17 protein-coding genes are annotated in these 22,231 nt (G+C 46.0%); 7 read left to right on the top strand and 10 right to left on the bottom strand.

The window, feature by feature from the left end; all coding sequences use genetic code 11:
- The first annotated feature begins 156 nt into the window (after positions 1–156).
- Positions 157–762: a transcriptional repressor LexA gene (gene lexA / locus RLO19_RS24300; protein WP_446359972.1), complete on the top strand. Its 606-nt coding sequence runs from the start codon at positions 157–159 to the stop codon at positions 760–762.
- Positions 763–806: 44 nt separating this feature from the next.
- Here lexA and RLO19_RS24295 read toward each other — a convergent pair whose 3' ends face one another.
- Positions 807–1,616: an SDR family NAD(P)-dependent oxidoreductase gene (locus tag RLO19_RS24295; RefSeq protein WP_446359980.1), complete on the bottom strand. Its 810-nt coding sequence runs from the start codon at positions 1,614–1,616 to the stop codon at positions 807–809.
- Positions 1,617–2,467: 851 nt separating this feature from the next.
- On the opposite strand from RLO19_RS24295, the gene RLO19_RS24290 reads away from it, so the two are divergent.
- Both RLO19_RS24290 and RLO19_RS24285 read left to right on the top strand, forming a co-directional pair.
- A complete protein-coding gene (locus RLO19_RS24290) occupies positions 2,468–4,165 on the top strand; it encodes a glycosyltransferase family 39 protein (protein ID WP_446359971.1) in 1,698 nt (565 codons plus the stop codon).
- A 69-nt stretch (positions 4,166–4,234) separates the two neighbouring features.
- The gene (locus tag RLO19_RS24285) at positions 4,235–5,443 is read left to right on the top strand and encodes a glycosyltransferase (protein ID WP_446359970.1); all 1,209 of its coding nucleotides are present in this window, start codon (positions 4,235–4,237) and stop codon (positions 5,441–5,443) included.
- 140 nt (positions 5,444–5,583) lie between these two features.
- On the opposite strand, the gene RLO19_RS24280 is transcribed toward RLO19_RS24285, so the two are convergent.
- Both RLO19_RS24280 and RLO19_RS24275 read right to left on the bottom strand, forming a co-directional pair.
- On the bottom strand, positions 5,584–6,036 hold the full coding sequence (locus RLO19_RS24280; RefSeq protein WP_446359969.1) for a DUF2267 domain-containing protein: 453 nt from the start codon (positions 6,034–6,036) through the stop codon (positions 5,584–5,586).
- A gap of 257 nt (positions 6,037–6,293) precedes the next feature.
- Positions 6,294–8,972: a cation-translocating P-type ATPase gene (locus RLO19_RS24275; protein WP_446359968.1), complete on the bottom strand. Its 2,679-nt coding sequence runs from the start codon at positions 8,970–8,972 to the stop codon at positions 6,294–6,296.
- Between the two features lie 320 nt (positions 8,973–9,292).
- On the opposite strand from RLO19_RS24275, the gene RLO19_RS24270 reads away from it, so the two are divergent.
- On the top strand, positions 9,293–10,282 hold the full coding sequence (locus RLO19_RS24270) for an adenosine kinase (protein ID WP_446359967.1): 990 nt from the start codon (positions 9,293–9,295) through the stop codon (positions 10,280–10,282).
- 251 nt (positions 10,283–10,533) lie between these two features.
- Entirely contained in the window at positions 10,534–11,646 is a 1,113-nt protein-coding gene (locus tag RLO19_RS24265) for a matrixin family metalloprotease (protein ID WP_446359966.1), read from the top strand.
- A gap of 430 nt (positions 11,647–12,076) precedes the next feature.
- Here RLO19_RS24265 and iscB read toward each other — a convergent pair whose 3' ends face one another.
- From iscB to RLO19_RS24230, 7 genes are all read right to left on the bottom strand, one after another.
- The gene (gene iscB / locus RLO19_RS24260; protein WP_446359965.1) at positions 12,077–13,363 is read right to left on the bottom strand and encodes an RNA-guided endonuclease IscB; all 1,287 of its coding nucleotides are present in this window, start codon (positions 13,361–13,363) and stop codon (positions 12,077–12,079) included.
- A gap of 237 nt (positions 13,364–13,600) precedes the next feature.
- Positions 13,601–14,551 carry a ribonuclease Z gene (locus RLO19_RS24255; protein ID WP_446359964.1) on the bottom strand — a complete coding sequence of 317 codons (951 nt, stop codon included), beginning with the start codon at positions 14,549–14,551 and terminating at the stop codon, positions 13,601–13,603.
- Between the two features lie 302 nt (positions 14,552–14,853).
- Positions 14,854–15,339 (bottom strand): hypothetical protein, encoded by a 486-nt coding sequence (locus tag RLO19_RS24250; RefSeq protein ID WP_446359963.1) that lies wholly within the window; start codon positions 15,337–15,339, stop codon positions 14,854–14,856.
- A gap of 30 nt (positions 15,340–15,369) precedes the next feature.
- Positions 15,370–16,185 (bottom strand): ChaN family lipoprotein, encoded by an 816-nt coding sequence (locus tag RLO19_RS24245; RefSeq protein WP_446359979.1) that lies wholly within the window; start codon positions 16,183–16,185, stop codon positions 15,370–15,372.
- 444 nt (positions 16,186–16,629) lie between these two features.
- Positions 16,630–17,439, bottom strand: a complete 810-nt coding sequence (locus tag RLO19_RS24240; protein WP_446359962.1) for a TrmH family RNA methyltransferase — start codon at positions 17,437–17,439, stop codon at positions 16,630–16,632.
- Between the two features lie 164 nt (positions 17,440–17,603).
- Positions 17,604–18,644 (bottom strand): hypothetical protein, encoded by a 1,041-nt coding sequence (locus tag RLO19_RS24235; protein WP_446359961.1) that lies wholly within the window; start codon positions 18,642–18,644, stop codon positions 17,604–17,606.
- Between the two features lie 51 nt (positions 18,645–18,695).
- Entirely contained in the window at positions 18,696–20,432 is a 1,737-nt protein-coding gene (locus RLO19_RS24230; RefSeq protein WP_446359960.1) for a DEAD/DEAH box helicase, read from the bottom strand.
- A gap of 225 nt (positions 20,433–20,657) precedes the next feature.
- Here RLO19_RS24230 and RLO19_RS24225 point away from each other — a divergent pair, with 225 nt between their 5' ends.
- The gene (locus tag RLO19_RS24225) at positions 20,658–21,533 is read left to right on the top strand and encodes an MBL fold metallo-hydrolase (RefSeq protein ID WP_446359959.1); all 876 of its coding nucleotides are present in this window, start codon (positions 20,658–20,660) and stop codon (positions 21,531–21,533) included.
- Positions 21,503–21,889: a PAS domain-containing protein gene (locus RLO19_RS24220; RefSeq protein ID WP_446359958.1), complete on the top strand. Its 387-nt coding sequence runs from the start codon at positions 21,503–21,505 to the stop codon at positions 21,887–21,889. Before RLO19_RS24225 ends, RLO19_RS24220 begins: the two co-directional genes overlap by 31 nt.
- Positions 21,890–22,231: the final 342 nt, after the last annotated feature.

The raw sequence follows: 22,231 nt of genomic DNA, 5'->3' as shown, positions 1-22,231 counted from the left end.
TTTGACAATATTTACCTAGATAGGCAAAGAAATTTGCATACAGCTTTTAACCCGTCTCAGGGCAGATTGACTGCCATAAAGACAGGCAAGTCGAATGGTTGAGCCATCTGCACCCGCGATCTGTAACGTCAAAACAAGAGTGTAATTTGTAGGATTATGGAACCCCTCACCCAAGCCCAGAAAGAACTCTATGATTGGCTCGTTGATTATATTCAAACAGCCCGACATGCGCCCTCAATCCGGCAAATGATGCGAGCGATGAATCTGCGATCGCCGGCACCGATTCAGAGTCGGCTCGAACATTTACGTAGCAAAGGCTACATTGACTGGACAGAAGGCAAAGCCCGGACAATTCGGATTCTCAGTAGTACAGTATCGGGAGTACCTGTACTGGGTGCGATCGCGGCGGGGGGTATGGTTGAACCCTTTACCGATGGGATGGATCGGATTGATTTATCCGGTTTATTCACCCAACCGGGTAACTTTGCCCTCCGGGTTACAGGGGACAGCATGATTGAAGCCTTAATTCGAGAAGGGGATTTGGTGATTATGCAACCCGTTAATGAACCCGAACAACTGAAAAATGGTCAGATTGTCGCCGCTAGAGTCGAAGGATACGGTACAACATTAAAACATTTTTATCGGGAAGAGGATATGATCACCCTGCAACCTGCTAATTCTAATTATCCACCCATAGAAGTAAAAACAGAAAAGGTAGAGATACAAGGCGTCTTAGTCGGCGTCTGGCGTAGTTTTGAGTAGGGGCTTGGTTACCAAGCCCCTTATCCACAATTGTCCAATTCGGATCAACGATGGCTGGGAACCACAGGGGGTAATGCACCCGTTCGGGACACAGGCGCCGCCATTTGTAATACCTTCTCCATCAGCCACGGCGCAATCCGACTACACCACACGGCTAAATGACTTTGCCATCCCACGAGGATTTCTGGTGAATCCTTTTGTAGTCCCGTGACTAGGGCTTTGGCTACCTGCTCAGGTGTCATTGGCATGACCCAGCGAAATAGCTGTAAACCCCGCACCATATCAGTATCCGTGAGAGAGGGGAGCAAGGCAATCACCCGGATATTATAGGGTGCTAGTTCGCCTCGCAACGCTTGAGTGAAGCCTAAAATCGCAAACTTGGTGGCGGAATACGTCGCCATCGTCGGCGCGGCGACTTTGCCCATTAAACTGGAGACGTTAATAATGATTCCTTGGCGTTGAGCTGCCATCCGTTTGGCAAGCAGACGGGTAATCGTGTATAATCCCATCAAGTTAATGGCAAGCTCCTCCTGCATCTGAGGCAGTTTAGCTCTCAAAAATGGAGTTTGGTGGGCAATCCCTGCACAGTTAACCAAGATGTGAACAGGTCCGTAAGTACGCCAAGCGCGAGCAATTGCCACATTGACTTCTACCAGTTCGGTTAAATCTAACGCCAAAATAGCGACTTCGACTCCTAAATTTTCAATCTCCGTCGCCACGGCTGCTAAACGTTGGCGATCGCGTGCGACTAAAATTAGGCGCTTAACGCCAACTCTGGCGAGTTCGAGTGCGATCGCACGCCCAATTCCCCGCGATGCTCCGGTAACCAAAGCAGTCTTTCCTTGAATATTCATGGCAAAAACCTCAATCTTGTTGAGTCTCACTCGGCTTTTTCCGATTATTCATGCTCAGGGGTATATAACTCCTCCTAACCGCCTCAGCATGAGATGAGACATAAGTAATCAAAACTTATTTCTGTCGTTGCACTAAAACATTGAAGAGTAGGACATATTTCACACTTCGCCATTTTTTGAGTGAACTGGCGAGTTATTTGGTGGTGAAACAGTGATCAAATCTTTGGATTAAACGGGTTCTATGAATGAAAAGCTAACCCGTGAGTCGAACATGATCTCCAGTCATGCTGTATCTACAAAGAGTGAATCGTGATGATAGTTCTGCTAATGTTCTCGGTGTATGTGGAAGCGTTAATTGTTAGATCGAGTATCCCAGAACTATCCGGTCGGTAATTAGCCAAATTAGCCAACCACCTGACAGCCAAAATAAACGCAGTGTTTATGCAATTAGCCTCCTCTAGACGAGCTTCTACCAGAAACGACTCATTACGCATACATTAGCAATTCTTTCAAGACAATGGCAACATTTTTTAATAAATTCTTCGCAATGTTTCTTTACAAAGCCTGAAAGTATTTCCCTGATTGACTTGTAGCTGCCTTGAGCCTGCGCGAGTAGAATGAACAATACTATGCCTGATTCTTCAGCGCGTTGGCTCAAAATTATATGCCGTGAAAAGTCAGACAGGGAAGAGGGGGAACTCCCCAGGGGAGAGGGCGATCGCAAGACAAACTCCCCGCCAGGATATGTTGCACTCCCGCCCTTTTTGTCAAGATTAATGTAGCTGAAGAAAAAGGTTGCCAAGCTGTTTTAAACTGGCAAAGAACCTACTCTTGTTCTGTCGCCCTCTCTGATGAGCCGAAGTTTTCCCCTGTCTAAACTCTCCCGGACATTTTCTTGGGCATTACTGATCGTGATTGCGATCGCAGTACTGTTAAGACTCCTTAACTTAAGTAGCCGAGAATTTTGGTACGACGAGGTGTTGTCCCTGCTGCTGTCTACGGGTCAAAAAACTTCCTATTCCACGCCGAAGGAGTTGCCTGTTACCTTAGCCGACTATACACCACTGCTAAGTTTACCTGTAGAAAACGGTATCGGTGCTATCCCAGCCACCCTGAAAAAATTACTCCAAGGATTAGCGGCTGAACCCCATCCCCCTCTATTTTTTCTGGGTCAACATCTTTGGTTGCGACTGTTCGGTAATAGTGTCGCCGCCACGCGCAGCTTGGGCGTTCTATTCAGTATCGGTGCAATGGGTAGCGCCTATGGTTTAGCTCGTCGTTTGCTGGGTCATCAAGGGGGCTTGTTATTAGCTGCTCTTTTAGGCAGTAATACTTATTATCTCTTTCACTCGCTCAATGTACGCATGTATGATCCGCTGCTGCTGTGGGTGATTCTCAGTGCTTGGGCGGCGTTAGAATTGATTGAACCCAAAAAGACGTTTCAGGACAAGGAACACAAGGATAGTGAAAGTACGGGTAAATACAATAAACTCTTATGGAATCTGGTCTTCATCGGTTCAATCGCCGCAGGTTTCCTGACTTTTTATTACTTCGCCTTTTTTATTGCCGCCTTGGTTGTCTTAGTTTTATGGTTAGATCGGCAACATTGGTGGCAACATGGACTACGGTTTACGGCGGGGATCACATTAACGATTCCTTGGGTGCTATGGGGAACCCGACAACAGCTACGAAATGCTGATTTAGAGAGGTTTGGAGCAACTCAAACCTGGATGGAAACGGTGGGGAAACACCTAGAAGGGGTGATCCAAACCCTAGGCATTCATTTAGTATTGGGAGATTGGGCTACCAGTTTGCCTCTTGTGAGTGCTACTGTCGCTGGGGTAGGCGCGATCGCACTCCTGGTTGTCTGTAGTATAAGTCTGTGGCGTCAGCAGCACTACAGGGTTTTGGGTGTGGCGTTGCTCTTGGGGATTTTTCCCCTCCTCCTAGCGTTAACGATTGATATTCTCAAAGGTCAGTTTACCGTTGGCTTTGGCTGGGGGCGATCGATGATCTTTATTTTACCCGGATGCCTGCTCTTAATCGCCGCTTGGATTGAGCGGACAATGGGAAAATGGCGACCCCTCGCCGCCGCTTTAGTGTTAGGGTTCTATCTGGTGATCAGTATCGGGGATTTCACATTACGCGATCGCAGGATGTTCCATCAAATCGCCGACATCATCGAGCAAGAACCCAACACTCCCACCTTAATCGCCATCAACTCTCAGGCTTGGGGTCACGTCCTCCGTTTGGCATATTATATTCCCCCAGATTTGCCCGTAACTTTACTGGCGCAACCCCCCGCAAAACTGGCTCCGGTGTTAGAGAAAACCTTGAATAATCAAACGGGCAACTTTTCTCGTGTACTCTGGTTAGATAGCGGCGATCCCATTTGGTCAAAACCCAAAACAGAAGCAGAAAAACTCAAGTTTCAACAAAACATCCAAACCACTTTAAAATCCCAATACCAATTGATAGAAACACAGCCACTGGTGGGAACAATGGAAGAAGACCAATTTACCCTTCACCTCTATCAAAGTTCTGAATAGTGAATGATGAATTCTCAAATCAGTCTTCTATCCGATCAAGCCGCTTGAGTCAAAATTGAACAACAGCCCATGAGTATCAATCCCGCGAATTCCCTGCTACCTGTTCCGTCCGGTTCGTTTGTAGTTCCGGATGTAACCACTGTCTTATCCACAACGGAAGAACGTCCTCTGCGATTTTCCCTGATTATTCCCACCTACAAAGAAGCGAAGAATATTCCCCAGATTGTTGAACAATTAAGCCAATTACTTGATTCACAACTGGCGGGGGATTATGAACTGATTGTCGTAGATGACAATAGTCCGGACGACACCTGGAAAGTGGCGCAGGAACTCACGGCGGATTATCCTCAGTTAAAAGTCATGCGGCGGATTGATGAACGGGGACTGTCTACCGCTGTGATCCGAGGATGGCAAGTTGCGCGGGGAGAGGTTTTGGGTGTGATTGATGCGGATCTTCAGCATCCCCCAGAACTGTTATTGCAGTTATGGGGTGAGATCCAACGGGGAGCCGATTTAGCCGTTGCTAGTCGCCACGTTGAAGGCGGTGGCGTCAGTGATTGGAGTATTATCCGCCGATTTTTATCTCGTGGCGCTCAGACGATTGGCTTAATCCTCTTACCAGGAGTCATCGGGCGTGTTTCTGACCCTATGAGTGGTTATTTTATGGTGCGCCGTCAATGTTTAGTCGGTCGTCCTCTGAGTCCTCTAGGGTATAAAATTTTAATTGAAGTTTTGGGTCGAGGAAGAGTCCCTTGGATTGGGGAAGTGGGTTATGTCTTTCAAGAGCGTCAAGCGGGTGAAAGTAAGGTTACTTGGAAACAGTATGTAGAGTATTTACAACACTTACTGCGCTTACGTTTATCTCTAGGACCTATTGGTCGATTCCTGCGCTTTGGTTTGGTCGGCTTCAGTGGAGTGTTTGTGGATATGGCGGTCTTTTATCTGTTGCGAGAGCAGGTAGAATTGGGACTAACCCGCAGTGCGATTCTGTCAGCTGAAGTCGCAATTCTAAACAATTTCTTGTGGAATGATTTATGGACGTTTGGCGATATTTCTCGACATCAACGGGGATGGCGCAAGCGGTTTAAACGATTTTTGAAGTTCAATGTGATCTGTTTAGCTGGACTCATTCTCAATGTTTTGCTCGTGAATTTGTTGTTTAATGTTTTTGGTATTAATGAATATGTGGCAAAGTTAATCGCGATCGCGGCGGTCACGGTATTGAATTTCTGGCTCAATTTCAAGCTGAGTTGGCGTGTAACCGATGTGCGACGGTAATTGACTACCGATTTGACCTCTCCCTAAAATTCTCGGACTTGGTCGGGGCGGGTTTAGGTCAGTTAGTGCTTTGAACCGCAGCGTTATTGGTAAAACCCGCCCCTACACATTCAAACAAATGAAAAATGACAAATGACTAACTACGCTTGCTGCCACATTTGCTGAATTTTAGGCGGTAAAAAGCTAGCAATTTCTTTGATTCGTTCCTGAGACAACTCGTCTTTTGTTGCGGAAAAGATAGCTGTGACGACGGTTTCTGGGCTGACTCCTTTGGGCAAGCTCGCTTCTTGACGGATGCGAAACAAGAAGGTATCAGCATCAAAATTCAGAGGGGGACGAATCCGACTCAGAAAGCTAACAACTGGATTGGTATCTTTCCAAAGATCGGCAATTTCTTGTTGCTGTTCTTCGGCTGGAGTCGGTACAGGGTCATCGTTTTGACGCAGTTCTGATTCCACTCGATCTGAAGCGTCTGTGTTCATTAAGTCGCGCATGGTGCGGAACACTACCTCAGTAACATCGCGGGCGTCGTAGATGTCTTCTAAGTGACCCTGCTTTTGGACTTTTTCTAAGAATTCTGTATTGTTGGGCATCCTATTCTCCTTGTGTTTCAGGTTACGGTTGGGGACGATTTAATGTCCTAGTTTCCCAGTTTTATTTGAATGTGCCGATAAATCTGAAAAACAGTTTTTGTGAATTTCACCTTATTTTGAGTATTTTTCAGTTTCTGGTTTAACACTTTAGCCTAGGATAGCAGCGTTAGGGCTGACATCTACCTCAAGAGGCATATTTCATCGTCAGGGAAAGGGGAACAGGGGAACAATTTCACGGGGGTTTGGTAACCAAACCCCTACTTGGCGATTATTTTGGCAATTTGCCCAATGACTAAGGGAACTAAACTCATTCCCAGGATGAGTAACCAACCCTGAAGACTAGGGGCATGAGTTTGCAGGATATCGGAGAGGAAGGGTAGATAAATAGCAGCGGCGAGGAATCCAGTACAAAGGATAAGGGAGCCCCAGACGTATTTATTGCGGGTGACTTCGTTAACCAGTACACCAGCTCCGGGATCGCGCATATTGAAGACATGCCACAACCGGGAAAAGGCAATAGTCATAAAGGAAATAGTAACAGCTTGATTTTTTTCCAATCCTAACCAGTTGAATGCCAGGTAAAAGGAAGCCAGCACAGGGGCGGCAATGATTAAACCATATCCCGCGATCGCGAACCAGTGACGTCTAGTTATAATCGACTCCTTGGGGTTACGAGGGGGTTGTTCCATGAGGGTGGGAGATCCTTCACCCACACCAAGGGCGAGGGCGGGGAAGACATCATTAATGATATTCAGATATAAGATTTGCAGGGGCAAGATAGGTAAGGGAACATTCACTAACGAGGTGGCGGTGACTGCCATAATTTGACCGACATTCCCCGATAGCAGATAAACCGTGAACTTACGAATATTATTAAAAATCGCTCTCCCCTGTTCCACCGCCGCGACAATGGAGGAAAAGGCATCATCCTGAAGCACCATATCCGCCGCCTCTTTTGCCACCTGAGTACCTCGTTGTCCCATAGCCACACCAATATCCGCTTTTTGTAGGGCGGGGGCGTCATTGACCCCATCCCCCGTCATTGCCACAATTGCCCCGGTGTCTTGGTGCAAGGCAATCAGGTTCAATTTTTGTTCTGGAGATACCCGGGCAAAAATCGGGGTTTTGACTAAGCGTTCACGTTCCTCCGAAGAGGATTCTTTGGGGCTTTTTAAGTCTTTCCCCTGCACCACATCCGCTTGTTCATCATCGGTTAAGCCCACAGCGATGCCAATATTTCGGGCGGTTACGGGTTGATCCCCTGTCACCATAATCACCCGAATTCCCGCGTTTTGACATTCCTCAATTGCCGCCCGTACCTCTTGGCGTGGGGGATCAAGTAAACCGACAACGCCTAAAAAAGTCAGATCTTCGTAGGGTTGAGCATCTTCACTATCCACCGTTTTTTGTGCCAATGCCAGAATCCGTAACCCTTGGGCGGCGAGATCATTGCTGCGTTGCTTCCAGGAGTCGCGATCGCGGAATTCTTTTTCACCCTCTGGGGTTAAGATACGGGTACAGTTCTCTAAGACGGCTTCCGGTGCGCCTTTAACGGCAAAGCGATAATTACCATTGCTTTTGTGCAGCGTCGCCATCATTTTAGTGTCGGGATCAAACGCTTCTTCCCGCACTTCGGGCATATCTTCTAATAATTCTTCACGCTTGAGATCAGCTTTTGCCCCAGCAATTAACAGAGCAACTTCCATTGGATCACCGACAACTCGGCTTTCATTGGAATCCTCTGGTTGTAATGCCGCATTATTACATAAGACGCCAACTTCTAAGGCGAAGCGGAGAATGTCATGCTCTAAGGGTTTGAGGGTTTTATTGTCTTGGGTGAACTTCCCTTCGGGTTCTAATCCCTCACCACTAATTTCAACATCACCGGAGTCGAGGACAATATGACTCACCGTCATCCGGTTTTCGGTTAAGGTTCCGGTTTTATCGGTACAAATAACGCTAGTCGCCCCTAGAGTTTCCACCGCCGCCAGTTTATTAATTAAGGCATTACGCTTTGCCATACGCCACATTCCTCGCGCCAAAGCAATCGTGGCGACAATCGGCAATCCTTCGGGAATCGCGGCTACAGCTAAGGCGACAGCGGTTTCCACCATCAGGCGAATATCTTTGCCCACGATAATGCCGGAAATGGCAATCAGGACGACAATAACTAGAGTGACCCAAATCAAACGACGTCCCAATTGGTTCAGCCGTTTTTCTAGGGGGGTGCGTTCCTCCGTGTTGGCTTCTTGGGCTAACTCAGAAATGTGACCCAACTCCGTCTGCATTCCTGTTGCCACAACTAGCCCTTCCCCGGAACCACGACTCAGGGCGGTGCCTTTGAACAGCATATTAGTGCGATCAGCAAGTTCCACATCCCCTTCTATGGGTTCTGTGGTTTTGCTGACAGGAACAGATTCACCCGTGAGGGAGGACTCATTTACTTGCATTTGGGAGGAGTCTGTCAGGCGCAGATCAGCCGGAATCATATCTCCACTTTCTAGGAGTACCATGTCTCCGGGCACCAAGTTTTCCGCGTCAATCTCTTGCATCTGTCCTTGGCGGCGCACTTTTGCTTTGCTGCTACTCAGACTTTGCAAGGCTTCCATGGAACGCACGGCTTGATATTCCATGAAAAAGCCAATGGCGGCATTAATTAAGATGGCAAAAACAATAGCAATTCCCTCAATCCACTGAGAAAAGGCAAAGGATAAAATTGCCGCAATGGCGAGAATCCCAATCACCAGACTTTTGAACTGTTCGATGAGGATTTGTAAGGGTCCGCGACGCTGAGCTTCTTTGAGACGGTTAGCGCCATATTGTTCACGTCGCTGCTGCACCTCGGCGTCAGAGAGTCCGTCATCGGCAGAAACATCTAGTTTTTTAAATAGCTCTGCTGATGAAATTGTCCACGGTTTGTTGGGAAGATCCGCCATAATTGATTTTATTGTGGTTAAGCTTGTAACTCAGATTGGGTAAGGTTTGTGGGTATGGTGATTTGATATAGGGTAGGCAAGGCTAATCAGCCATAAACATAAATAATAGAGTTGTATTGCCCTTGTCCAATTTGGGGATTGAGCAAGGGGTGTCAGATATCAGCGCGATCGCACTAAAGGATTACTCTACTAGGGTTATATACTGGAGAGTTATACGAAAGAATCCTCCTTTTGAAGGAAGATTAGGACTATAATTAGGAGCTTGGCTTTCCTGGGAAACCCATACCGATTAGGGACGAAGGATTTAGCCACGAATCAAGATGACTCAACAATACGATGTATATGGTCTCGGTAATGCCCTATTGGACATTGAATTAGAAGTTTCCCCAGAGTTACTCCAGGAACTGGACATTGATAAAGGGGTGATGACTTTAATTGAAGAAGATCATCAGTACAAGATCCTGAAACGCTTGGAGGGTAAGTCAATGAAGCGCGGCGGTGGGGGATCGGCGGCAAATACAATGATTGCCCTGAGCCAATTTGGGGGTAAAGCGTTCTATTCTTGTAAAGTCGCCAATGATGAAGATGGACAGGTTTACCTGGAGGAGCTACTCCGTTTTAAGGTTGACACAAACCTGCAATACCATGCTCCTGAAGCTGGAATTACAGGTAAATGCTTGGTGTTTGTCACGCCGGATGCCGATCGCACCATGAATACGTTCCTGGGAATTTCCGCAAGCTTCTCAGAAGCAGAATTAGTCCCCGACGCGATCGCACAGTCCAAATATACCTATATTGAAGGGTATTTGGTCACGGGTGCTGCCAGTAAAGCGGCGGCGATTCAAGCCAGAGATATTGCCAAAGCAGCGGGTCAAAAAGTCTCCCTATCCCTGTCTGATCTCAATATGGTGAAGTTCTTTAAAGATGGATTGCTCGAAATCATCGGTTCAGGCGTGGATTTCCTCTTTGCTAATGAAAGTGAAGCCCTAAAAATGGCGGACACTGAGGATCTTACGGTTGCTGTTGATTACTTCAAAGGGTTAACTAAGGGGTTTGCGATTACCCGTGGAGCGAAAGGATCGGTAATCTTTGATGGACAAGAGATAATCGAGATTGAGCCAGTACCTGTTAAGGCAGTTGACACCGTTGGCGCAGGAGATATGTATGCTGGCGCGGTTCTTTACGGACTGACTCATGGTATGAGTTATGCTCAAGCTGGTCAATTAGGTTCCAAAGCAGCCGCAAAGTTGGTTACGAGTTTCGGTCCGCGCATGGACCCCCAAGACACTCGATCTCTGTTGGTTGGGTAATTCTACGGCAGAAAGCTGAATAGGAAGAGCTGGGGAAACTGGGGAAGATTATGTAGGGGCGGGTTTCACTACTATCTTCTTGGTTACACCCAGATGTAACTAAACCCGCCCCGACTGTACCAATGACAAATGACAAATGACAAATGACAAATGACGAATGACGAATGACGAATGACAATCGCTACCGTTAACTTTTATTGTGTCCACCTACTTATCTGCCTGCCTCATTAAATTACATTAGGAGAATTCTTATGGTTCAATCGAATACAAACCCATTCAATGAACAAGAGCAATCAACTGCCCCCATACCCCCTGACGAAGCAGGTAACTATTCCTATTGCTCACTCCCTGAAGTTGCCCCGCGTGACTTGTCAGGGATTGTCAATCGGAATCGTGCCAATCTTATCCAATTTCTGGATCAGAAATGGGTGAACGGCACAATCTTACATTACTACTTCTTCAATCAGCCAAGGGATTGGGCAACGACTGAGACTGAAAAAAATGTTGTCCGTAAAGCCTTTGATGTCTGGAAGCAGGTGGGTATTGGACTGGAATTTAAGGAAGTGAACTTACCAGACGAGGCAGAAATCCGGATTGGCTTCCTGCGCGGAGATGGTGCTTGGTCTTATATTGGCAGGGATATTCTAACTATCGGGCGGGATGAACGGACAATGAACTTTGGTTGGGATTTAACCCGCTATCCTGGGGAAATTGACACCGCTATCCATGAAATTGGTCATACCCTAGGATTCCCTCACGAACACCAAAACCCTAATGCTGGTATTGTTTGGGATGAACAAGCCGTTTACGCCGAACTCGCAGGACCTCCGAATAATTGGGATCGGGACACCACCTATTACAATATCATTCGTAAAATTAACCCGGATACAGTGCAAGGGTCAAACTGGGACCCCGACTCAATTATGCACTATCCCTTTGGCGCGGGTTTAATTAAAGAACCGCCCAAGTACAAAAATGGTTTAACTCCAGCACCTGGGTTATCTGAGAGGGATCGAACTTGGATCAAGACGTTTTACCCACTGTTAGGAGAGAAGGATTATACCGAACTTAAACCCTTCCAATCGGTTCCCTTAACCATCGCACCTGGGGAACAGATGAATTTCCGTATCCAACCCGAAGCGACACGAACCTATACGATTCGCACCTTTGGCGTATCAGACACGGTTATGGTTCTGTTTGAAGAGGTTAATGGTGAACTCCGTTATCTCACCGGAGATGACGATAGTGGCGAGGACTATAATGCTGAGATTCAGGTCAAGTTATTCCGGGGGCTGCGCTATGTGTTACGTATCCGCCTCTACTATAGCGATCGCGCGGGAGAAACAGCCGTGATGATGTGGTAAGATAGGCTGTTTGGCATTTAAACCATAATGTTAGAAACTGCGAAATCCTTGTGGTGCAACCATCTTGGTCACTGCCCATTCGCAATTTAAATGCATAACAGCTTAGTCCCCCACTAAATTCCTTAGTGGGGGTTGCACTATTTCTACGGTTCAAAACCATATATTCTTTTTGTAGTACATTCGCACTGGTAGAGCTTCAGTTTAAAGATTGTGTGAAGATTAAGTTCTAGTTTATAAATTTTCAGTAAAAATTGTTGACAAAAGTTTACAAAATAAATACACTTTGTAGCTAACATCAATTGCTTAATTCATCAAAAATACCAAAAAAAGGATGTCACAGGATGATGAGATGCTCTTCAGTTCTTTTATCAGCCTTTCTCCCTCCTGGAGACCCTCGCTTTCAGCGAAGGGAGGAAAGGAGGGGCAGCACTTAGAAGGCATACGAATATCCGTCCTTCTTGTGAATATGTGTGCAGTATTTATGACTAATACCCTGAATTAACCCATCAGGCGTTGAGATATTGAAACTTCCAGTGGCGCGAGTGGCTACTCGACCAACATAAGTTCCAATCTTTTTCCCAGAAGTGACTTCAGCTTTTACGATATCACCTGTCTGAAAACCTTTGTGGAATTTGGTTCTGGAACAATAACGAACCGGAAACCCAAACTTATCAGTACGGCATTGCTGACGGGTTCCGTGACCTTTGGCAGCAATTAACAAAGGTTTAACCCCTGTTGTGATTAACCGCTCTGGAGTTGAGGCACCAACACAGGCAGCATCCCAATAGTGAGTTTTTTCTAAGCCTCGGATGGTGCGGTTATATTTGGTACGTCCACCCGTACCAACCTCAACAGGTAAACCCGTTTTCTTGAGGTTTTCGTACAGATTCCATCGGGTTGTGTTAACTGCTGCTGTATCAGCCAAAGGTCTTTTAGCTTGAGACAGGATGCGCTTGAGCAGGTCAGGTTTACCCTTGAGAAAGTCCTTGATGTCCTGGTTGCTCTTTTTCTGGTTGCAAGGAACGCAGGCTAGACACAGATTACTGACCCTGTTAGAGCCACCCTTCGACCGAGGTTCAATATGCTCAATCTCAAGCTTGGTATCCTTTGCGCCACAGTAGGCACAGGTTCTATCCCATTTCTCTAAGAGAAACTCGCGTATCTCGTAACCTGCCAACGTGCCTTGTTGGTAGCCAACTCCGCTAATATCAGCGTCCTCCATCTGTTGAGTGTCAAACCTGACCAATTCTTGAGAGATGGCGGTGATTTGACACAGTGACGACAGACGCTTAACCCAAGTCAGGATGTTGGCGACTCGACTATTAAGAGACGGTGGTAGCCATCCTTTGGGACGGGTGCGATTAAGGAAGCGTGGCTTACGATACCTGGTTTTGCGGTTATGTCGTGAACGTCGTAACTGGCGACGAGAGGTTAGAGCCTCCCGAATCTGAAATCCGCGATGCTGCAACTGGGCAGCCCAAATGACTTCGCCTGTGCTGTCGTTAACTAATGCCAGCCCCGTGGTCTTAGCGCCTGGGTCAATCTTTACGCGAAGTGGTTCAATTTTAGAGTTTAGTACCTCCTTATGAAGTATTACCGTGAAGGGATACTGACGGAAAACGGCAGCTTTTCCCTGAGATAACAACATTCTTGCCCTACCCGGATGAATAGGATTGAGGGGCTGTTTGTTGGTGTCTAGAACGAAAACTTTGCTCACGAGTGAGCCTCCTTTCGGGTAATGTTAGCTTCGACAAAGTTTAAGGTCGGTACTACCTCAAAAGCACTGCCTCCCAAATGGCTGTTTAACTTTTGAGTTCTAGGGCTTGAGACTAGCTACACATCCCAAGGTAGGAACTTTAACACTTGCCTTAAACGTAGGTATTACTACCTAAGTCTGGTCAACTAGGGCTGTATTTCAAGCCCTCGCTTTTAGCGATGGGTTGTTGACCTCCCTCTATACCACTAACTCCGGTGCACGACGTCGGGGGATTTCGTAAGTTAAGAAATCATACGCCAACTTGGTCTTCGGAAAAATTGCTTGTGCTTCCGCTAGCAAATCCTCTAACTCAATGTCATTTCCGGGTGCATAACGAGGGCTAAAATGGGTCATAATTAACCGCTTAACTCCAGCGCTTAACGCCACTTGTGCCGCCATCGTTGATGTGGAATGCAACCGTTCAAATGCCAATTGAGAATCGTGATGAGCGAACGTCGCTTCATGAATCAACACATCAGCATCCTGGGCAAGTTCTACCGCTCCATCACAATAGACTGTATCTGTACAGTAAACAAATTTACGCCCAACTTCAGGTTCCCCACACAAGTCTTTGCCCTGAATTTTACGTCCATCAGTTAGGGTGACGGTTTCTCCCTGCTTAAGTTTGCCATAGATAGGTCCTGGTGGAATCTTCAATGCCTTCGCTTTTTCCACATCAAACCGTCCGGGACGATCTTTTTCAACAATGCGATATCCAAAGGCAGTCACACGATGCTTGAGCGTCCCACAGATTACCGTATATTCCTCATCCTCGTAAATAATACCGGGGCTAACGGTGTGTACCTGAGTTGGGAATGAAAAACGGGTATGAGAGTATTTGCCGCAAGCTTTTAGGTAATCATTGAGACCGGGCGGACCATAAATATCAACTCGATCAACATTACCCGCTAAACCACAGCTAGCCAGTAGTCCCATTAAGCCAAAGATATGGTCACCGTGCAAATGGGTGATAAAAATGCGGCGAAGCTGACTGGTTTTGATTTCACTGCGTAAAAGCTGATGCTGAGTGCCTTCACCACAGTCAAACAGCCAAAACTCTGCCCGTTGAGGGAGACGCAGTGCCACACTAGACACATTGCGCGATCGCGTTGGTACTCCGGAACTGGTTCCTAAAAACGTAATTTGCACAGGCTTGACCCTTGAACCTTGGTCTTTTGAGAGAGACTCCCCTATTTATGTTACAGTTTTGCTGCGTGCGATCGTCCTTTGTTAATTGGTGAATGGGTGGTTGGGGATTGGGCTCTCGCATTCGCGATGGGAGGTTGACTAGAAATCCGATCAATATGGGCGCGAATGCGAGAGCCACGTAGGGGCTCAATCCAATTCAATGATTTTTCCCTTCACCCAAACATCAAAGCGCTCAACATGAAACGCCAGTGCTGACACTAGCCCATGGATTCCCACTACAACACTTATTCAGCAGCCCCTACTTAACGCCTTAATAACCGCCGTCGCCGAGTTCGTAAGTAGACTCCCAGGGGAAACTGATAAAACTCCATTAATAGCCAGATGATAACGGCTAAATGGAATAAAAAGGTTAATCCAGTCCAAACCAATGGTAGCCAAGCCAAGCGGCTACCGGGCGTGGGCGGGAAGGTGTAAGCCGCTACCCCAATTAACGTGGCGGGTAGAATCACAAACACCGCCGCAAAAATCCAGGTAACCCATCCCCATTCAACGCCTTGTAGGTGCGCCCCAACCCAGGTTTTACCATTCCAGCGCCAGGTGAGGGGAGGCTGTCTATCGGTCATTTTCAATAATTGCTGTTCCAAGTCAGCCACGAAAATATGACGACAGGCTTCACAAGCCATCGCATCCATTAATGGCATTCCTTGAATTTGACCCACACGACAGATGGGACAGGGGTAAATCCCTTGATAGTGCAAGCGATTGGCTGAATCGGGTAGGTTGTGCATGTCAACAGCAACGTGCTTCTTTAGATCATATTAGCGAGGTTGCCAAAAGAAATCTGCGATCGCGCCATTTTCCTCCCAGTCTTCCGGTATACCGAACAGTACCGAACGCTGAATTAAGGGACGATAACTCAAGCGACGGGCAACTCGGCTGGGTATACCATAGCCATAGACAATATGACCCCTACCCGCAATCACGACGACTTGATAATCTGGATTAGCGGTGAGAAAATCGACAATCCCTTCTGCCATGGTTTCATCCCACAGCACCTGAACCGTGAAAAATCGCTCAAAGCCATCACTATTACCATGACCTGCCTGTTGATGCTGATTATAAACCTCCTGAACCATTTGCCGATACTCAGCATTATCGGTGCGAATTTCGTCTAGGGGGGGAATCTGCTGGAGTTCATCACTCGTGAGACTTTCTAAGCCATTCCGGGCGGCTTTACGGCTAATTTCTGTGGGGGTATTTAATGCTAAAACAGGCAGTTGATGAGTTTTAGCGAACTGTAATAGGGGGGCATAGTATTCCCAGGGAAATCCCCAGCGTTGTTCATATTCTGTTTGCTCAATCAATTGAGTTTCTGTAATTTGTCCGGCTAAGTATTGATCCAGGATATCCTGATAAGGTCGCTGGAACATTTCCATCCCTAGGGCAATTTTGGGATTTTCTTGATAAAGGGCTTGCAGAATTTCCAGTTGGGCTTTATGGTCGTCAGGATTACTATGAATTTCTCCGAGATAGACGACATCGGCTTTAACCAATTCCTGGATAATCGTTTCTGGAGATGTTAGCAACTGCATCTCGACAGGTTGACTATTCCCCTGTGTCAGCATAGGAGGCACTTCAGCGCCAGCAGGAGGGGTACAGAAGCAAACAATACCCAAAGACAAAGCGCATAGTTGGGTTCGTAGTAAGGGCTTTAGCCTATATTTTCTGAGATTTGCTGGCGTCAAAATAACCTACAATTTATTCCACTGTTTTAGCTGTGCCACCCTAGAAATATTACAGGTTTTCTAGTCACACGTCAATCAGGGGGCATTTTCAATATCTGGATAATGCTACCCAGATTAAGCCGAATCAAACGCTGTTAATTCCTAATCCGAGTCAATTTGTTTTTATATGAAAAACTGAATTACCCCCGGCAAGAGGAGGCGATTGAAATCGCTGCTACACTGGCCCTTTCGTCCGCCTGCGCGGACTGGATTATAAGTAGCTAACCCGGATTTGGGATCAGTTGGGTTTCCTTGCGTTTTCCCAACCTACACATTAACTACAAGTTAACAGGTTCAATTGCTGTTACTGGAACGCTGCTCTAAATGTTGACGTTTCAATTCAAAACAAACGACGGCGGCGGCAGAGGCGACGTTTAAGGATTCGGCTGGGGAGTCAATTGGAATTGATACCCATGTATCAATTAAGTTGTGATGATTGGGGTTAATTCCTTCGGTTTCATTTCCCAAAACAAAGACTGAAAATGGAGAAAAGGATAGGTTATAGAGTGTTAAGGTGGCTGTGCCGCTCAATCCATAAATTTTATAATTAGCTTGATGCAATTGCTGGAGGGCTTCAGACAGTTCAGCACAGCGCAGAACTCTGGTATAAAATGCTGTACCTGCTGAGGCTTTAATCACCAGAGGATTCAGATCAGGACATCCTTTTCGGGGCAGGATAATTCCGTCAAACCCAGCCGCTAGGCAAGTGCGGATAATCATGCCCACATTACTGGGATTTTTGACCCCATCTAAGGCTAATAATTTGCGGGTTTGAGGTTTAAGATTAGGGGGATGAGATTGTTCTCGTTCTAAATAAGTTGATAATGCTTCCATCGCCGGTGGAATCACATCGACAACGACGCCTTGATCATGACGACCGTTGCGAGAAATTCTGGTAATGTATTTAGGTGATTCTCGCGAAATTGTCACCCCTCTTTCTTTGGCTTCCTTGATGATTTCATCAATAAATTCTCCTCTGGCATTATCGGCAATTAAGACTTTATCAATAACAATATCCTGGTTAGATAATGCTTCTAATACAGGTTTTCTGCCATAGACTGTAATAAACTTATCTCTGGGATGCTTAGTTTTGTTAGTTGTCATCGTTAGGTTGGGATTTGTTTGTCGGATGAGTTAAGTGGATATTCGTTCAGGAGAATTCGGCGGGAGGAACATGAGTTCATACCGAGCAGTCTAACGTAGAATTTATAGCAACCGCCATAGCGGTTAGGACACATCATTTGGTAGAGACTTTGCCTGCAACGTCTCTACTTATGCCAACAGCTAGGTGAGATGATTTTAGCCACCTTATCATCTAAATAAAATTCATATACGGGTTCTCCTGATACTTCACAACGTAAAGGCTCAAGGACTTTTGTAAAGGGATTCCAAACCGCTGTCACTGCCCGTTTTACCTTCTTTCTAACTAATTCAAAATTAATATGGATTGTGGGCAGATGAATCACCATAGCGCTGTGTAAAAAAGCGTCTACAGAGAGGGTATAACGTTCCTTGATATCTGCCAGTTTCCGCTCTAATTCCCTTTGAGTTGCTTCAATTCTGGCTAACTCCTTCTCTTTTTCTTCACCGCTTAATCCTTTATGCTCAATTTTGGCAGCAATCTCAGCCGCGATCGCACCGTAATAAGCATGAAGTCGTTCTGAATCTCTTCTTAGTGTTCGGGTTAATTTAGCATTCCACTTCTCTAGCTCCGCTTTAATTAATTTAGCGGCTGTCTGTTCAATTAAACTGGACAACTCCTCAAACTGCATCACGGCTGAATTTTCCGAATCATTAACATCAATTCGATCAGCTTCCCAAAATAAAGCATCGCCAATGTCTACAGGAGTCACTCCAGTTGACTCATTAATAATAAAGGAAACCATCCCGATTCTTCTTTCATTTGCTTCGGCTGTATAGGCGACATTGCACCAGATATAACGAGTGGTTTTTGGTTTAGCTTCTATAAATCGAACCAACCCATTTTGAGGTGCAATATGAAGCTGTAGCAGTTTTTCAAACCCTGTCGTTTTGAGATAACCCTCATATTTCACGCCTAATTGTGTCACACATCCTCTATCTGCTAGCAGTTCAGAAAACTTATTCAGCACGGCTGAGTGATAAGTAACAAAATGGCTTTCGGGAATATCAGCTCTCGTGGCGAAAGTTACCTCTTCAGGTAAGTCGAGAGCTTTGGCAATCGTTTGAGTTAAAAGTACATTCAAAACCTGCTCGCCATCCGGTTCGGCGATTCCTTCGTGTAAGGAGATGAGTTGAGCTAGGGTAGACAGGATTGGATTGGAAACCATTTTCAGATCAGGAACACATAAAAGAAGATTTCTAGCATTTGCTTTCTAAAATTAAGCTTCAAAATCTTCTCCAAAAATCTGTTCATCGAGTTCGCTAATTTGGCGATATTTGTCTTTAGCGTTGATCAAGTCAGTGGCTAGGTTTTCAAAGGCTGTATCTAATTCAGGTTTGGCTTGATGTTTTAACCAAATGTCTATCACCGCGTCGCTGAAATCAAACTCCTCATCCACATTCCCTAAGATAGTTTCGATTTCCCCGACCACCAGTTCAAACATATTAATTTTATCATGCAAGATTCGCAGGATGTATTCCTCAATGCTATCCTGAAGACAGAAATTGAAGATAAACACATCTTGTTGCTGTCCGATGCGGTGGATTCTACCAATGCGTTGTTCAATTTTCATCGGGTTCCAGGGTAAGTCGTAGTTGACAATCGCGTTGGCAAATTGGATATTCCGCCCCTCTCCACCTGTCTCAGATGCGAGCAATACGGGGACGCGATCGCGAAAGGCTTCAATTGCTGCGTCTTTCTCTTTTAACGACATATCTCCGAGAAATTGGGCAAAGGAGATATCCGCTTGTTCCAGTGTTTTGGCTAAGTAAGCAGATGTGGCTCGATGAGTGGTAAATACGATGGTTTTTTGAGTCGATTTTTTGAGTAAGTCTACTAAAGCTAAAGCCTTCTCAACTTTTTTAATTTGTGAGGCGCGTCGGGTTAACCGTTTTAATTCATCACTAGGGAATTTCTTAGCAAGGTTTTTGAGTGAATCGGCTAAAGCTTGAGGTGAGGAACCTGCCCGCATTAAAAGATTGGTGCGGGAAAACTTGTCTAATTTCTTGGTTTTGCCAGAGTCGGGTTCAGTGATTTCCCAAGAACGCAGATACTCGGTCAAATCCTGATAAAGTTTCTCTTCACTCTGGGAAGGAGTAACCGTGATGGTGGTAGCGAAGCGTTTGGGTAACTGAACATCAACTAAAGAACGGGTATTGCGAACCATTACCTCCCGCATTAACTGGCGCAGCTTTTCGGGATTTTTGGGAACTCGTCCATTTTTTGAAGAAACGTACTCTTTTTTGAACGCCGCTTCTGTTTTTAATAGTCCCGGTTTAAGCAGGGTTAAGAGATTGAACAATTCCACCAGAGAGTTCTGGACAGGAGTAGCCGTGAGCATTAAAATGAATCGTTTATTTAGGGCGTTGACGAGTTTCCAGTTTAGGGTGCTGCGATTCTTCAGGTGGTGTGCTTCATCAACGATGACTAAATCCCAGTTTCGGGCTGTGACTAGGTTAAAATGATTCGCTGATTTAGCCGTATTCAGTGAGGCAATCAGTCGGTTATTTGTACTCCAAAATTCCCTCCGGTTGAGTTGGAGTTGTTTATCGTCGCTGGTAATGGTGTCGATACCAAATTTCGTTTGCAATTCCTGTTGCCACTGAGAGACGAGAGAAGCCGGGGTAAGAATTAACAGAGATTCAATCATACCTCGTGCCAGGTATTCACTTAAGATGAGTCCGGCTTCAATCGTTTTTCCCAGTCCGACTTCATCGGCTAAAAGGGCGCGTCCTCCCAGTTGTCTGAGGACTTTGCGGGCGGTTTCAATTTGATACCAGTGCTTATCAATCCCCGTTAGAGTGGGAAGGCAGACGAGTTGGTCGTAATCTGCCATCACGGATACGTTAAACAGTTTAATTCTGGCTTCGTAGTAGTCAATCGTGTCCGTTTGCCCATCAGCAAGTGCTTGTAAGGCACTGGAGTGATTAAATTTGAAGGTGTATAAGCTGTCCATGATCTATCGTTACCCTGATGCAAGCGGTTGTTGTCTTCACGCACGCGAGGTGTTCAAGTATAGAGAGGTTTGATCAGGTTTTTGGCGATTTAATTATGCTCCTCACACCTCAAAACCATACTTGGCTCTCTTCCCCTTGGGGTAGAGGGCATTTTTTTGTATATTTCTTACTTTATAAGTATTGCACCTCTAATCCAATCCGATAGTTAAAACTCAGATAAAACAATGGCTACTCTGAATCAACGTCGTCCCCAAAACGTTTTGGGTGACGTTTATGTCGATAAAACTTGTATTGATTGTGATACTTGTCGCTGGATGGCACCAAACGTATTCCATCGGGCAGATGAACAATCAGCAGTTTACCATCAACCGACGAATGAAACTGAACGATTAGCAGCGATGCAGGCGTTGCTATCCTGTCCCACGGCTTCAATTGGTACGGTAGACAAGCCTCAGGATATTAAAGCGGTTCAGGAAACCTTTCCGATTCCGATCGCGGATAATGTTTACCATTGCGGTTATCATGCGGAAAGTTCTTATGGGGCGGCGAGTTATTTAATTGTCCGGGAGCAGGGGAATATTTTAGTCGATTCGCCCCGATTTACGCCAGCTTTGGTTAAGCGTTTGGAAAAAATGGGTGAAATTCGCTATATGTATCTTACCCATCGGGATGATATCGCAGACCATGAAAAGTTTCGAGAGCATTTCGGGTGCGATCGCATTCTGCACAGTGATGATATTACCGCCAAGACGAGTGATGTGGAAATTCAGCTAACCGGTCACGACGCGATCGCACTATCCCCCGATTTGGTAATTATCCCGGTTCCCGGTCACACTAAAGGTCATACCGTTTTACTCTACCAGCAAAGGTTTCTGTTTACGGGTGACCATCTGGCTTGGTCTAACCGCCTCCATCAACTCTATGCCTTTGATGATCTCTGCTGGTACTCGTGGTCAGAATTGCTCAACTCGATGCGGCGTCTGGCTACCTATCGGTTTGAGTGGGTACTTCCTGGACATGGACGGCGGTATCATGCAGATGCACAAACCATGGGTCAACAGATGCAAAAATGTATTTCTTGGATGGAAACGGTACGCTAATAGGCAAACCCTTTTGGCAAGCCCGGTGGTGGACGATTTCACCACAAACCCAAGCCCAATTAAAAGACGCGATCGCCAAAGCTGCTCAAGGTGAGTTTATCCGCTATAAAGTCGATGTGCAAGGGGTAGGGAATACCATTGCCACGATTGACTTTTCCCTCAAACCCGTGACGGATAGCCTGGGAAATGTGGTGTTGCTGATTCCAGAAGGGCGAGATATCACCGAACTTAAACAAATCGAGGAAAAACTCCGGGAGAGTGAAGAACGCTTCAGACGTGCCTTTGATGATGCCGCAACCGGTGAAGCACTGGTTTCGCCCGATGGTCATTTTCTCCGCGTCAATCACGCTTTATAGCAAGCGCCGTAAAACCCACATCCTTTTAGGTGTGGGATATGAGGCGGGTCATCGGAGGGACGTAGATGACCAAATTACAAAGGTGATCTTAAACGAGCTAAGCTGCTATGCAGCTAAATCCAATAATTTAGCTACTGAAACCCTTTGATAGCTTAGATTGCCTTATCAAATTAAATGCGTTACAGCTTATCAAGCTTGTGATCAACTCAGACTTGCTCATTCCCCGCCTGGTAGCCTCTTCCTTTAGTTGTCGCATTTCATACTTAGTTAATCTGATATCTAGTCTTTCTGTTTTCATCGGTACACACAATTGACCACGCAGGTATCTACTATATATAATAT

The organism is Coleofasciculus sp. G2-EDA-02, assembly GCF_040226375.1.
Lineage (GTDB): Bacteria > Cyanobacteriota > Cyanobacteriia > Cyanobacteriales > Coleofasciculaceae > Coleofasciculus.
Note: the sequence above shows the minus strand (reverse complement) of the source record. Positions and strands in the feature narration are given on the sequence as shown.